The sequence below is a fragment of the Acetobacter senegalensis genome (assembly GCF_001499615.1).
Lineage (GTDB): Bacteria > Pseudomonadota > Alphaproteobacteria > Acetobacterales > Acetobacteraceae > Acetobacter > Acetobacter senegalensis.
On the sequence record NZ_LN606600.1, the window covers coordinates 1,986,495 to 2,000,980 of the forward strand.

Sequence of the window (14,486 nt, forward strand, 5' to 3'; positions counted from 1 at the left end):
AAGCGGCTGAGACTAACACTGGAATGGGGATGAAGGACGCCATGAAGGCGCATGAAGACGGAGAACAGAGTGTGATAACGCAGACCGTGGCCGCGTCTGCGCCGGGACCAATGACGGTTCTGGCCAAGCGGGCCCGGCTGGCAGCACGCACTCTGGCCACCACCCCGTCTTCCGCGCGGGACCGGGCGTTGTGGGCCGCCGCTGCGGCCCTGCGTGAGGCATCAGCCACCATTCTGGAAGCTAATGCCCGCGATCTGGAAGCATCAACGGCCAATGATGCCTTTCGGGATCGGCTGACCCTGACGCCGGAGCGCGTGGAAGCCATGGCGCGCGGGTTGGAGGATATGGCTGATCTGCCTGATCCGGTTGGTCGTGTTCTGGAAGAATGGACGCGCCCCAATGGCCTGCGTATTCGTCGCGTGGCCACGCCTGTTGGTGTGATTGGCGTGATCTATGAAAGTCGCCCCAACGTAGGAGCAGATGCGGCTGGTTTGTGCATCAAATCCGGTAATGCGGTGTTGTTGCGTGGTGGTTCGGAAAGTCTGCACAGTGCGCGGGCTATTCATGCCGCCATGCAGGCTGGCCTGCGGGCAGCCGATCTTCCCGAAGATGCCGTACAGATTGCCCCCGATGCGGACCGTGCCCATGTGGCTGAGATGCTGGGTGCTGCCGGGCTGGTTGATCTGCTGATTCCGCGTGGTGGTCGGTCTCTGGTGGAACGTGTGCAGAAAGATGCCCGCGTGCCCGTGCTGGCCCATGCAGAAGGCCTTTGCCACACCTACATTCATTCCGCAGCAGACCCCAGCATGGCGCGGCGGATTATCCTGAATGCAAAAATGCGGCGGGTTGGTATCTGTGGGGCGACGGAAACCCTGCTGATTGATGCGGCCATCGCCCCCGGCCTGCTGCCGCTGATTGTGGGTGATCTGGCTGAATTTGGCTGTGGCTTCAAGGCCGACGCTGCTGCGCGTGAGATTGTGCCGGATATGCCTGCCGCGACCGAGAAGGATTTCGGGACCGAATGGCTGGATGCCATGTTGAATATTGCCGTGGTGGACGGTGTGGATGAAGCACTGGACCATATTGCCCGCTATGGCTCCTCTCACACGGAAGCCATTGTCACGTCTGATGAAGCAGTAGCGAACCGCTTCATGAATGGCACGGACAGCGCGGTTGTGATGTGGAATGCCTCCACCCAGTTCTGTGATGGCGGGGAATTCGGGTTTGGCGCTGAAATCGGCATTGCCACAGGTCGCTTCCATGCACGTGGTCCGGTGGGTGTGGAGCAACTGACCACCTTCCGGTACGAAGTGCTCGGCACAGGACAGGTTCGGACCTGATCTGGGTGGGCGGCCAGGACGCTATTCCAACTGCGGGGGACTTGCGGCGCGCGCGTATCGGGTTGCTGGGGGGGTCCTTCAATCCGGCGCATGAAGGGCATCTGGCCATTGCCCGTCGGGCGTTGCGGGCGCTGCGGCTGGATCAGGTGTGGTTTATGGTCTCGCCCGGCAATCCTTTGAAGGCAACGTCAGGTATGGCGCCGTTTGTTCAGCGGCTTCAGTCGGTCGCGCGGCTGGTGGATGGCCATAAGCTGGTGGCAACGGACATAGAAGCCCGACTCGGCACGCGCTATACGGTTGATACCATCCGCAAATTGCAGATGCGTTTCCCCCATGCGCGGTTTGTGTGGCTGACCGGGGCAGATGGTCTGGCCTCGCTGCCGCGTTGGAAAGGCTGGCGGCAACTGGTGCGGTGTGTGCCTCTGGCCGTTATGCCCAGACCGGGGCAGAATAATCGCGCCTTGCATGGGGCAGCGGGGCATTATATGGCGCACTGGCGCATACCGGCCCGCCGCGCAGCATTGCTTGCTGATCTCCCCCCCCCAGTATGGACTTTTCTTCCGGGGCGACAAAACGGTATATCTGCAACATCAATTCGTCAGAATGGTGGATTTGGGAGCTCTGTCGGCTCTCTCGTCCCGTCTGGCAGGTCACACTCAGGAGAACGATCATAACCACCAATCCCCCCGCCGAGAAACCGAAACGCACACGGTCTTCCACGGCAACCGCCAAAGCCGCTGCCGCCAAGGCGCCGTCCGCCAGCCCGGTTGTGGCTGGTGCTGCTACCAGCACGGGCTCTGTCCGCAAGAAAGCCGCAGCCTCCGGCCCCAAGGGCAAGGTCAAGCGTGAGCCCGTTTCCCCCGACGTTCTGGCGCAATCCCTCACCATCATCACCACCAGTCTGGATGATGATAAGGCCGAAAACATTGTGGTCATCGACCTTGCCGGTCGGGCCTCATTTGCGGACAAGATGGTGATCGCTACCGGTCTGGCTGATCGTCAGATTGCCGCCATGGCGCAGCATATCGAACGCAAGCTCAAGGAAATCGGCATCAAGCGTGTGCTGATCGAAGGGGCTAACGGATCAGACTGGGTGTTGCTGGATACGGGTGACATCATTGTGCATCTGTTCAAGCCAGAAGCACGCGAACTCTACGGTCTGGAAAAAATGTGGGGCGCAGAGCTGGATGACGGCAACGCAGAGGCTGTCCCCACAGCCTGAGTCTGTTTTCTGTGACGTGTGACCAGATGTTTCCGGCTTTGTTTTTTCATGCGCCTGACGCCCAACCAACCTTGGGGAGCACTCCATGAGGCTTGTTGCGGTTGGGCGCATGAAGGACAAGGCCGAACTGGCGCTTGTGGAGCGTTACCTCAAGCGCTTGCGCCCCCGGCTGGATATTGTGGAACTGGCTGACGGGCGCGGCAGCCCTGATGAAATCAAACGCCGGGAAGCACAGGCGATTCTTGCGGCGTGTCCTCCTCAGGCATTTCTCATCGTTCTTGATGAAGCCGGACGCTCCTTCAGCAGTCCGGGTTTTTCAGAAGCAATGGCGGAGTGGTCTGCTCTTGGCCGCCCGTTATGCTTCGCCATTGGCGGTGCTGAGGGGCTGGATGCCGCTGTTATTGAACGTTCTGATGCAAAACTGTCTTTTGGCACACTGACATGGCCGCACATGCTGGTACGGATCATGCTGGTGGAGCAGATCTACCGTGCGCAGGCCATTGCTGCAGGGCATCCCTATCATCGTTCCGGACGCCCCTGATCCTGCCTTCCGTTTTCATGATGGAACTGTACAGCCGGACGCGGGCATAGCGGCTTTGTGATCGCCCCCCTGCCGGGCGAAGAAGACATCTTATAGGGATAAAGCCTCCTTTCACATGAAGATGGAAAAGCGCGATGCCAGCAGAGGTTCTTTATTCTCCTGAGCATGTTCGCGCTCTGATCAGCCAGAATGATGCGTTGCTGATTGACGTGCGGGCAGAAGAAGATTTTGCCAGGGAGCATATTCCGGGTGCAGTCAATATGCCGGATATTTTCACCTATCTGGCAGAAACATCTGAGGAAGGGCTCAGCAAGCTTCAGCAGACATTTTCCACTCTGTTTGCAGATTACGGGCTGGATGGCAGCAAAAAGGCCATAGTGTATGAAGATGCGCTTCATACCCGCTACGGCGCATCATGCCGTGGATACTGGATTCTCAGTTATCTGGGTTATCCGCAGGTTGGTATTCTGGATGGCGGGTTGCAGGCATGGCGTGCGCAGGGAGGATCTCTGACGGCGGAGCGTACGGTTATTACGCCCACCCAATTCCCCCTGAAGGTCAACGCGGCATTGATGGCAACACGGAAAGACGTATTTGCCGCTCTGGAAAACCCTGGCATCAAACTGCTGGATAACCGTGACAAAGTGGAATGGCTGGGCGAAAGTTCTTCCCCTTACGGCGTGGATTTTGCCCCGCGCAAAGGCCGTATTCCCGGTGCGGTCTGGATAGAATGGTACGATTTCATGCGTGTGGACGCAGAGCAGTCGGCTTTCAGGTCTGCCGAGGAGATTCGTGCACTGGCGGCATCGCGGAATCTGTTCCCTGAAGATGATATTATCATCTATTGTTTCAAAGGAGCCCGCGCAGCCAATACTTATGTGGCGCTGGCGTCTGCGGGTTTCCAGAAACTGCGCATTTACATGGGGTCCTGGAATGAATGGTCCCGCGATGAAAGCATGCCGATAGAGGACGGCCTGCCGCGTGCTTCCGTGCCGTATCACCGTCAATAAGAGGCTGCTTGTTGAAAAGTCTGCCAAGTTAGGTCTGGCGAGGTTTTGGGGTTGAATGATCTGGGGTGTCAGCCGGATAGCAGCGCCGTGCTACCAGACAAATCCACCTTTCGTCTCAAAAATCCTTCGCCATCCCGTAACGGCTGACTTTTCAATGCTTACTCGGAAAAGCAGTGAGAACCTGTCAGATCATTCTGGCAGGTTCAAAATTATTTTGAGGCAGCACGTCCTGATCTGCTGAAGCAGGTCGTTTAAGTCCCGATTTCGGTAACAGGCGGAATGGGTGATGTTCCGTGTTTTAGAAACCGGAAGCGGGAAACTGTGCTTCCGGGCTCATTTTTTCCCATTCTCGGCAAGTTGTGCGCAGAATTTTTACAAAACGGCTGACAATAGGCATGTTCTGGCCAGACCGAATGGCGACGGCAAGAGTGGCCCGTGGTGCGGGTTCGCTGATGGTATGGAACGTGACCCCGCCCGCATGAATCTGGCACAGGGAACGCGGCACAACTGAAACGCCCATCCCTGCGGCAACCAGCGGAACCGTGCCGGCAATCTGCGGTGCCTGCTGCCCGAGGATGGGTGTTACCCCGGCCAACTGATAGGCCGAAAGAATGGCATCATGAAAACCGGGGCCTAGTTCACGGGGAAAGATGATCAAAGGATCATCCGCCACCATATCCAGACTTATAACAGGTTCTTCTGTCAGCCGATGACCACGGGGCAGGGCGATAACGGTCGGTTCATCCAGCAGATGCGAAACGGAAAGGCGCGCGGGATCAGGCACGGGTGGGCGAACAATGGCAATATCCGTACTGGACTCGTGCAGTGCGGCACACAGGGCCGGTGTATTGCTTTCTTCCAGAGAGAGGGTGACATCCGGGGCAATATCCCGAAAAGATCTGATGGCAAGAGGGATAACTGGAAGAAGCGGTACTGCTCCCGCCAGCCCGAGCCGGATGTGCCCGACTTCCCCGCGGGCGAGTCCTTCGGCTGTGACCTGAAACTGGTGCTGCAATTCCAGAATGGCGCGTGCGCGCGGAATCAGGGTTGCGCCAATTTCCGTCAGTTTTACACCGCGTGTCTGCCGTTCAAACAGTTTTACGCCCAATTTCTGTTCAAACTGGCGGATTTGCTGACTTAATGGGGGTTGTTCCATACCCAGTTCTTCAGCAGCACGGGTAATACTGCCAAGATCAGCTACTGTTACAAAGTAACGCAAGTGTCGGATGTTCATGTCGCATATATAATATGTATGGATAATGGGTTCAATATATATTGGAACACTTGGTTGGCTTGTTATAACTTTTTCTCACAAATCTTAATCAGCAAGAGTGTGAGACGGTGCGAAGCATGAAAAACAGCCCGGTGACCGACATGGATGTCCGGTCTTCCGCCTTGGGAAATGGTGTCAGCAAAAAGCCCGTGGCAAACCGCCTGTATCAGACCTCCACCATGGCAGCGTTGCTGGATGCTGTTTATGATGGCGAAACCACTCTGGATGAACTGCTTCAATACGGTAATTTCGGGCTGGGAACGTTCAACGCGCTTGATGGCGAAATGATTGTCACGGAAGGGGTGGTGCGCCAGTTCCGGGCTGAAGGGCTGGCTGCGGAAGTGCCTGGTTCTTTGAAAACACCCTTTGCCTGCGTCACCTATTTCGAACCGGAAAAAACGTTCAACATTGATCGTCCGCAGACCAAGGAAAGTTTTGAAGGCCTGGTGGACAGTCTGGTCGGGAACCCCAACCTGTTTGCCGCCGTGCGTTTTACCGGTGAGTTTGAACGGGTGGATACCCGGACGGTCTTCTGTCAGTGCAAGCCATACCCGCATATGCTTGAAGTGGTGAAGAAACAGCCGACACTCACCATGGAATCTGTAACCGGCACCATGATCGGTTTCCGCACGCCTGTTTACATGCAGGGTGTGAACGTTGCTGGTTACCACCTGCATTTTCTGACGGAAGATCAGAAACGTGGTGGGCATGTTACCGAATATCGGCTGGTGCGGGGGCAACTGGAAGTTGCCACGATCTCCAACCTTGAAATCAAGCTGCCTCGCACCGAGCAGTTTGCTCAGGCCAATCTCAATCCTGAGCACCTGAGCGAAGCCATTCGGATTGCTGAAGGCGGCTAACTTCCTTTTCTAACCACCGGAATCTGCAAAACAGCAAGTTCTGGTGGTTATTCTTTCAGGATCTTACAGTCATGACGAAAAAATCTGATCACGCTGCACAATGCGGCGCGGAGCTTATTGTCCAAAATCTGGTGGCCCACGGCATTACGCATGTCTTTGGTATTCCAGGGGCCAAGGTTGACCGCCTGTTTGATGCGCTGGTCGATTCCCCCATTACCACGGTGGTCACCCGGCATGAACAGAACGCTGCTTTTATTGCGGGTGGTCTGGGGCGTTTGACGGGCAAGGCTGGTGTAGCAATTGCAACATCCGGCCCAGGCGCTTCAAATTTTGTAACTGGTCTTGCAACTGCCAATTCAGAAGGGGACCCGGTTCTGGCTATTGGCGGTGCCGTCAAACTGGCGGATCGCCTGAAGCTGACCCACCAGACCATGGATACGGTCAGCCTGTTCAAGCCCATTACCAAATACAGTGCGGAAATTACGACGCCGACGGCTATTTCAGAAGTCATTGCCAATGCCTTCCGTTTTGCAGAAAGTGGTCGGCCGGGTGCATCTTTTGTCAGCACACCTATGGATGTTCTGTCCATGCCTGCTGATGCACCTGTTCTGGCAGATCGGGCCGTGCCCAAAACGGGCCCGGCCTCGGCAGATGTTGTGGCTGAGGCAGCTAAACTTCTGAAAAATGCAGCCCGCCCGGTCGTGTTGCTGGGCATGCTGGCCAGCCGTCCGGATGTTGCAGAGGCCGTAAGAACTTTTGTGAAGGAAACCGGCGTTCCTGTTGTGGGCACCTATCAGGCGGCGGGTGCGGTTTCTCATGAACTGGTGGACCGGTTCGGCGGGCGTGTTGGTCTGTTTCGCAACCAGCATGGTGATCAGCTTCTGCATGAAGCCGATGTTGTGGTGACAATTGGCTACAACCCGGTGGAATATGATCCGTGGCTGTGGAACGTGAATGATGCCCGCAAGATTATCAATATTGATATTGTAGCGGCAGAGCTGGACAACGCCTTTGTGCCTGTTGTTGAACTGGTGGGGGATATTGCCCCGACAGTGAAAGCTCTGGCCAAGGAAACCGGTAAGCTGGATCGTGCGCCAGAACTGGAAACCATTCTGGAAGGCTACAAGGCTGCTCGCAGTTCTGCGCTGCTGAACGCCCGCAGCACCAGCAACAATGCTGTGCATCCGCTCCAGATTGTGCGTGAACTTGAACAGTTCGTTACATCGGACATGACGCTCTGTCTGGATATGGGCACGTTCCATATCTGGCTGGCCCGTTATCTGCTGTCCTTCCGGGCGCGGCAAGTGTTGATCAGCAACGGCCAGCAGACCATGGGGGTCGGCCTGCCGTGGGGGATTGCGGCTTCTCTGGTTAATCCTGCGGAAAAAGTGATCTCCATTTCCGGTGATGGCGGGTTCATGATGTCCAGCATGGAGCTGGAAACCGCTGTGCGGCTGAAGTGCAATCTCATCCATATGGTTTGGATTGATCAGGCCTATAACATGGTTGAAATGCAGGAAAAGAAAAAATACGGCCGTGGCTCTGGCGTGGATTTCGGGCCGATTGATTTTGCAAAATTTGCTGAAGCATGCGGTGCTAAAGGCATTACCGTCAATTCTGCGGACGGTGTCGGCAAAGCCCTGCGTGACGCCATGGATGTTCAGGGTCCGGTAGTGATTGCCGTGCCGGTTGATTACTCCCACAACCATCTGCTCATGCAGCCGCTGGCCCAGTTGGGGGAAACCTCTGCGGCAGCGTAAAGCCTGTTCTGGCCCAAACGCATATTGTTTTACTGTTTCTCCGCAGCGCTTCCTGTTATAACACATAGCGCTGCGGTGTTTTTAAATGCATTGAGGGAGAGAATGCCTCTCCCTGATGTCTTTCCTGCGCCCGGCTGCGTAGTATGAAAGACCTTGATCCGTGCAGATGTCGCCCCCCGACTTCACACAGCATTTTCCTGCTTCTTCTTGCAGGCCAGCAAACCCGTGGGTTGCTGGCGTGTCCTTGGCTATCCGGCTTGACGGACGCGCCAGAGCACCGGAACGTCTACAGATAAAAGGGCGTTCACCGCATGCGGGCCGCCCGTGGATGTTTTGGTGAAGGAAAGAGGAATGCAGGTCTCATCTGTGGATGCAGCAGGCAACGGCGGCACACGCCGGGGTGCGGCGGTCTTGCTGGAAATTCTGCGTAGCGAGGGCGTAGAGTATATTTTCGGTAACCCAGGTACCACAGAACTGCCGTTAATGGACGCCCTGCTGGAAGTGCAGGATGTGCGGTATATCCTTGGCTTGCAGGAAGCCAGCGTGGTGGCCATGGCCGATGGTTACGCACAGGCAGCGCGTAAGCCGGGTTTCCTGAATCTGCACACAGCGGGCGGTCTGGGGCACGGCATGGGCAATCTGCTGAATGCCAGCGTGTCTCAAACGCCATTGGTGGTTACGGCCGGGCAGCAGGATTCCCGCCACACTATTTCAGACCCTCTTTTGTTTGGTGATCTGGTTCAGATTGCACGCCCGGCAGTCAAATGGGCGCAGGAAGTGGCGCATGCCGACCAACTTCCCGTGCTGATGCGCCGCGCGTTCCATGATTCCATGGCCGCCCCAACAGGTCCGGTTTTCCTCTCTCTTCCCATTGATGTCATGGAAGAAATGAGCAGCGTGGATATTGGCACTCCCTCAGTCATCAATCGGAATGCTGTGGCTGGCGGGCTGGACCAACTGGCGGAAACATTAGCCGCCATTTCCCCAAGCCGATTGGCCATTATTGCGGGCGATGAAGTCTATGCGTCGGATGCTGCTGCTGAAGTGGCGGCAGTAGCGGAATGCCTGGGTGCACCGGTTTATGGCTCATCGTGGCCCTCTCGCGTGCCTTTTCCCACGGCACATCCGTTGTGGTGCGGCAACCTGCCCACCCAGGCCACAGCGATTGCCGAACGGCTGAGTGATTATGACGCCATTTTTGCATTGGGTGGGAAATCCCTGATTACCATTCTCTATACGGAAGGCCCGGCCGTGCCGCCGGGATGTGCCGTGTATCAGATGTCTTCCGATGTGAAGGATCTGGGGCGTACATTCTATACGCCGCTTTCCGTGGTGGGGGATATCAAGGCTTCTCTCTCGGCGTTGCTTCCGCTGTTGCAGGCTGCAGCGGCTGGGCGGCAGGATGCTTATGCAGCCAATGCTGCCACGGTGGCGCAACAGCGCCGGACGTTGCGGGCCGAGGCTATTCAGGAAGCCCAGAGCCGCCAGAACGAAGCGGTCATTCCACCACGGGTGGCAGCGTGGGAAGCTGTGCGGGCCATCGGCCCCGATGTTGCGATTGTGGATGAAGCTATTGCAACGTCTTCCGATGTGCGGCTGTTTCTGGAAAGTTCATGGTCTGGTCAATACTCTTTCCTGCGGGGTGGGGCGCTGGGCTGGGGCATGCCTGCTGCGGTGGGCGCTTCTCTTGGTTTGGGGCGTGACCGCGTTGTCTCTCTGGTGGGGGATGGTGCGGCGCTTTATTCGCCTCAGGCCTTGTGGACGGCAGCGCATGAAAAACTGCCTGTCACATTCGTGGTCATGAACAACCGCGAATATAATGTTCTCAAAAATTTCATGCGGCAGCAGAAAGATTACATTTCTGCACGTGATGGAACATATCCAGCCATGGATATTGTTGATCCGACCATAGATTATCAGGCTATGGCGCGGTCTATGGGTGTACCTTCATGTCAGGTTACACGGGCTGCGGATATCGCACCTGCCATTGAAGCATCTCTGGCTTCCGGTGGTCCATCGCTTGTCGAAATCATGATTGCGGCAGGGTAAGCCTGTTTTATACCGGAGGGTTTGATGAAGATCGGTCTGTTTATTCCCTGTTATATTGATGCGTTTTATCCTAACGCCGGGATAGCGACGTTGGAACTGCTTGAAAAACTTGGGCAGGATGTTGAGTATCCAATGGATCAGACCTGCTGCGGTCAGCCCATGGCGAATTCCGGCTGCAACTCTGATGCCGCTGCGGCTGAGGCGTTGTTTGTGCGCAATTTTGCCAAATATGATGCCATCGTCATGCCTTCCGGTAGCTGCACCCATCATGTGCGCGACAATTTTGACGCCATTTCACAGACGGAAGACGTCAAGCATGTGCGCAAGAACACCTACGAACTGGTGGAATTTCTGCACGATATTCTGAAAGTTGATGCTTTCCCCTGGGCAGAGTTTCCGCACAAGGTGGGCCTGCACAACAGTTGCGGCACCCTGCGCGCCCTGCGCACGGCCAGCATGTCCGAACTAGGAGAGCCGTTCTTCTCCAAACCCATGGATCTGTTGTCAAAAGTAAAGGGCATTACCTTTGCAACCCCCAAGCGGCCGGATGAATGCTGCGGGTTTGGTGGCACGTTCTCCGTAACGGAAGAAGCCATTTCCGCCCGTATGGGGCTGGACAAGGTGCGTGACCATCACAATGCCGGGGCGGAATATATTGTCTCGGCCGATACGTCCTGCATGATGCATCAGCAGGGTTGTGCTGAGCGGAATGGCGTGCCCATTCGCTTCATTCATATTGCTGAAATCCTGAACGGAGCACGGGCATGAAGGTCAAACCAGTCAATCACGCCAAGGCGGCGGAAGAGTTTCTGGAAGACGCCCCGCATCTGACCTTTCATGATGAAAGGCTGTGGGACATGCGTCAGAAGCGCGACCAGCAGATGCACCTACTGCCGGAATGGCAGGATTTGCGCACGCGTGCTTCTGAAATCAAGGAGCACACGCTGGCCAACCTGCCCGAATATCTGGAGCAGTTTGAAGCCAATGCCAAAAAGAACGGCATTCATGTGCACTGGGCGGCTGATGGTGCGGAACATAACCGCATTGTTGGCGAGATTCTGGAAAAGCACGGCGCAAAGTCGCTCATCAAGAGCAAGTCCATGGTCACGGAAGAATGTGACATGCGCGCCTATCTGGAGCCGCGCGGCGTAACCGTGACGGAAACGGATCTGGGCGAACGCATCCAGCAGCTTGATGATCAGCTTCCCAGTCATATTGTTGTGCCCGCTGTGCACAAGCTTGTGCCGGATGTGGCAAAAATTTTTGCCAAAAACTACCATACGGACCCGAACGATAACGATCCGCAGTCCTTGGCGGAAGCACAGCGTATGGCCGCGCGCCCCGTTATTCTGACGGCGGATGCGGGCATGACGGGCGGCAACTTTCTGGTGGCGGAAACTGGAACCTTTGTTGTCTGCACAAACGAAGGCAACGCAGATCTAAGCTCGACAGTGCCCAATCTGCATATCGCTACGTTGGGGATTGAACGCCTTGTGCCGCGTATGGCTGACCTTGGCGTGTTTGTACGGCTGCTGTCACGCAGCGCGCTTGGTTCGCCCATCACGCAGTACACCACCCATTTCCGTGGCCCGCAAAAGGGTGGGGAAATGCACATTGTTCTGGTGGATAACGGACGCTCCACCCGGCTGGGCATGGAAGAGTTCTGGACGTCTCTTAAATGTATCCGCTGCGGTGCCTGTATGAACACCTGTCCGGTCTATCGCCGTTCCGGTGGTCTGTCCTACGGTGCTGTGTATTCCGGCCCGATTGGCGCGATCATTGATCCCACCTTCAATGAACGGAAATACAGCACCCTGCCGTTTGCCTCCACCATGAACGGAAGCTGTACCAACGTCTGTCCCGTGAAGATCAATATTCATGAGCAGCTTTACAAATGGCGGCGCGTGTTGGCTGAACATCATGAACTGCCGTTTGTGAAGCGGGAGATCATGCATATGGCTGGCAAATTGATGGGCCAGCCCAAACTGTACCGAACAGCCATTAACGGGACCGAGGTCGCGCTCAGCACCATGCCGCGCTTTGTGCTGTATAACTGGCTCAACCCGTGGGGCAAACACAGGGAACTGCCGCACCCGGTGAAGCAGACTTTCCATAGCTGGTACAAGCAGAACCGTCTGAAGAAGGACAAGGCACAATGAGCTCGCGCGATACCATTCTGGCGACCCTGCGCGCCAACCGTCCAGACCCTGCTGCCCATCCACTGCCACCCGTGGCTATGTTGGGGGATATGGATAAGGGGCGTGACCGGTTTGAAAATTCCCTTCAGATTCTGGGTGGTCAGATTTTGATGCCTCAGGAAGGTGATACACTGGCTACTGCCATTGCCCGCCGTTTTCCAGATGCCAAGGTGATCTGCTCCGCTGTGCCTGACTTTGAAGGCACCATTCGCATTGAAGAGATTGAATCTCCGCAGCAGGCAGCGGCCACGGATGTGCTGGTTGTGCGCAGCCCCTTCGGTATTGCAGAAATGGGGTCCATCTATCTAAGCGAAGCGCAACTGAATAACCTTAATTCAGCCGCGCATCTGACCCAGCATATTGTGGTGATCCTGTCTGAGGAAAATCTGACCGCCAATATGCACACGGCCTATCTGGAGCGTCCGGAATTTCACACCGCCAACTATGGCGTGCTGATGAGCGGCCCTTCCGCGACAGCGGATATTCAGGGGGTTCTGATCCGCGGGGCACAGGGCGTTCGCTCCCTGTCGATCTGGTGGGAATAAACACGGCTTGAGAGCCACGAAAAAGCCGGAGGGGACATATCCCGCTCCGGCTTTTTTATGGGGAAAGCCTGCGTTGGAAGAATCCTGTTTCGTCCAGATGTTCAGTGTAAGTCTGATTTTAAAGTCGGCTTGAAAATTCAGCTATCGAAGGCAGGTGCAGCATTTTAGAAAGTGAACGGAGAGATTGTCAGCCCGGATACGGCACGATCAGGACGTAAATCCAAACGATTCAGCTACAAAAAACCCCCTTAGACCGCCCACACAGATTGCTCAAACAGCCTGTGAGTATGTTGTCGCGTAAGGCTGCGTCTCACAGGGGTTTGTTGTGATCGAAAGCGAGCCTCGCAATCCGCTTTGTGATGGCTGGAAAATGTGCGGAGGACGCAGGAATGGTGAGAACGGATTGTCTGTATCCGCGCTGTCAGGCATGAAAGGGCGGAACTCCAAACTCTTCTTTCCGTTTGTCAGCAGGTTTTTAGATGTCAGAACATACTCCCATTGGTCTTGAACAAGAGCGTCGATCCATCAGAGCGTTGACCCATTCAGGGAATTTCCACCTTGATGAGACAATGGGGTATGTCATTCTTCATTACGCTCTTGCGCCCAAAGGAGATCTGCGCGCGCGCGTGATTGACCGTGCAGCGTCTGACGGGCTGGAACTGGTCCGCACCCGTGCCCCAGACCAGATTGCCCAGGCTGATATTGTTTTTGACGTAGGCGGCCGTCATGATCCTGCCCAGGGGCGGTATGACCACCACATGAAGGAAAAGCCCCTGCGTGAAGATGGAGTGCCATACAGCGCGGCAGGTTTGTTGTGGAAGGATTATGGCCGCGCTGCCCTGCGTAATATTCTGACCAGCCCGGTGGATGATGACACACTGGATGCAATGTGGCGGACGATCGACAAATCCCTGATTCTGCCCATTGATCAGGATGACAATGGCGTTGCCAAAATGGGCAAGCTTTCTCTGGCGGACATTGTTTCCGCCTGTGGCCCGGCATGGGACACAACGGAATTGTATGGTCGGCAGGAAGCGCTGGCGCGGGAAGCTCTGGGTTTTGCCAATGCGGCGACAGCGGCGGCGGCTCATCTGGTCAACACGGTTGACCGTGTGCGCGCAAGCCTGAAGGCAACAGACCGCGTTCTGCAAGCCTATGAAAAAGCCGAAGACAAACGGATTCTGCTCATGGAAACCGGCATGCCGACCGAAAAAGTGATCTTCGAGCATGATCTTCCGGTTGTGTATGTTGTGTCTCCGGCTGGCCCGGATCAGTGGAACGTAAAGGCAATCCCGCCCGTGCGTGGGGATTTCGGCCAACGGGTGTCCCTGCCGGAAGCATGGGGTGGACTGGAAAAAGAGACGCTGGCGCAGGTCTCTGGCGTGGAAGACGCCGTGTTTGCGCATCCGGCCCGTTTCATTTGCGGTGCTAAAAGCCGGGAAGGGGCGCTGAAAATGGCGCAGCTTGCTTTGGAAATTGATGCAGCAAACCAGCCGCAATAAGGCGTAATCTTCCTGCCCCGTGAAAATTTTCCGGGGCAGAAGGAAAATGTCAGGCTTGAGTAAAAAAGGGAGAAGGGCAGATCTCTGCCAGTACTCTGTAACGATGCTTGAGTGGTCGGAAAAATAGACAGCCGCTTCGCTTGTTTACTGTATTTCTCAAATTTTTTGCCAAGGTTTGATGAGTGT

General features: G+C 55.9%; 13 protein-coding genes. 12 read left to right on the forward strand and 1 reads right to left on the reverse strand.

The features are described from left to right. The first annotated feature begins 41 nt into the window (after positions 1-41). From ASN_RS09095 to ASN_RS09115, 5 genes are all read left to right on the forward strand, one after another. Entirely contained in the window at positions 42-1,340 is a 1,299-nt protein-coding gene (locus tag ASN_RS09095; protein WP_167541336.1) for a glutamate-5-semialdehyde dehydrogenase, read from the forward strand. Between the two features lie 5 nt (positions 1,341-1,345). Beyond that, positions 1,346-2,014: a nicotinate-nucleotide adenylyltransferase gene (locus ASN_RS09100; RefSeq protein ID WP_058987980.1), complete on the forward strand. Its 669-nt coding sequence runs from the start codon at positions 1,346-1,348 to the stop codon at positions 2,012-2,014. A 95-nt stretch (positions 2,015-2,109) separates the two neighbouring features. Further along, on the forward strand, positions 2,110-2,562 hold the full coding sequence (rsfS, locus tag ASN_RS09105) for a ribosome silencing factor (RefSeq protein WP_006559496.1): 453 nt from the start codon (positions 2,110-2,112) through the stop codon (positions 2,560-2,562). Positions 2,563-2,647: 85 nt separating this feature from the next. Then, the gene (locus tag ASN_RS09110; RefSeq protein WP_058987981.1) at positions 2,648-3,103 is read left to right on the forward strand and encodes a 23S rRNA (pseudouridine(1915)-N(3))-methyltransferase RlmH; all 456 of its coding nucleotides are present in this window, start codon (positions 2,648-2,650) and stop codon (positions 3,101-3,103) included. 134 nt (positions 3,104-3,237) lie between these two features. Further along, positions 3,238-4,113 (forward strand): sulfurtransferase, encoded by an 876-nt coding sequence (locus tag ASN_RS09115; protein ID WP_058987982.1) that lies wholly within the window; start codon positions 3,238-3,240, stop codon positions 4,111-4,113. A gap of 298 nt (positions 4,114-4,411) precedes the next feature. Here the strand turns inward: ASN_RS09115 and ASN_RS09120 are convergent, their stop codons facing one another. Next, positions 4,412-5,347, reverse strand: coding sequence for a LysR family transcriptional regulator (locus ASN_RS09120; protein ID WP_039905036.1), 936 nt, complete (start codon positions 5,345-5,347; stop codon positions 4,412-4,414). Between the two features lie 116 nt (positions 5,348-5,463). On the opposite strand from ASN_RS09120, the gene budA reads away from it, so the two are divergent. The 7 genes from budA (at position 5,464) to ASN_RS09155 (ending at position 14,300) form a co-directional block, all read left to right on the forward strand. Then, complete coding sequence (gene budA, locus ASN_RS09125) at positions 5,464-6,246, forward strand: acetolactate decarboxylase (RefSeq protein ID WP_058987983.1); 783 nt, start codon at positions 5,464-5,466, stop codon at positions 6,244-6,246. A gap of 71 nt (positions 6,247-6,317) precedes the next feature. Next, positions 6,318-8,006: an acetolactate synthase AlsS gene (alsS, locus tag ASN_RS09130; RefSeq protein WP_058987984.1), complete on the forward strand. Its 1,689-nt coding sequence runs from the start codon at positions 6,318-6,320 to the stop codon at positions 8,004-8,006. Between the two features lie 351 nt (positions 8,007-8,357). Beyond that, positions 8,358-10,055, forward strand: coding sequence for a thiamine pyrophosphate-binding protein (locus ASN_RS09135; RefSeq protein WP_058987985.1), 1,698 nt, complete (start codon positions 8,358-8,360; stop codon positions 10,053-10,055). A gap of 24 nt (positions 10,056-10,079) precedes the next feature. Further along, positions 10,080-10,823, forward strand: a complete 744-nt coding sequence (locus ASN_RS09140; RefSeq protein WP_058987986.1) for a (Fe-S)-binding protein — start codon at positions 10,080-10,082, stop codon at positions 10,821-10,823. Next, positions 10,820-12,214, forward strand: coding sequence for a lactate utilization protein B (locus tag ASN_RS09145; RefSeq protein WP_058987987.1), 1,395 nt, complete (start codon positions 10,820-10,822; stop codon positions 12,212-12,214). Before ASN_RS09140 ends, ASN_RS09145 begins: the two co-directional genes overlap by 4 nt. Next, complete coding sequence (locus ASN_RS09150; RefSeq protein WP_035377503.1) at positions 12,211-12,798, forward strand: LutC/YkgG family protein; 588 nt, start codon at positions 12,211-12,213, stop codon at positions 12,796-12,798. Before ASN_RS09145 ends, ASN_RS09150 begins: the two co-directional genes overlap by 4 nt. Positions 12,799-13,277: 479 nt before the next feature. After that, the gene (locus tag ASN_RS09155) at positions 13,278-14,300 is read left to right on the forward strand and encodes an MYG1 family protein (RefSeq protein WP_058987988.1); all 1,023 of its coding nucleotides are present in this window, start codon (positions 13,278-13,280) and stop codon (positions 14,298-14,300) included. Positions 14,301-14,486 lie beyond the last annotated feature (186 nt).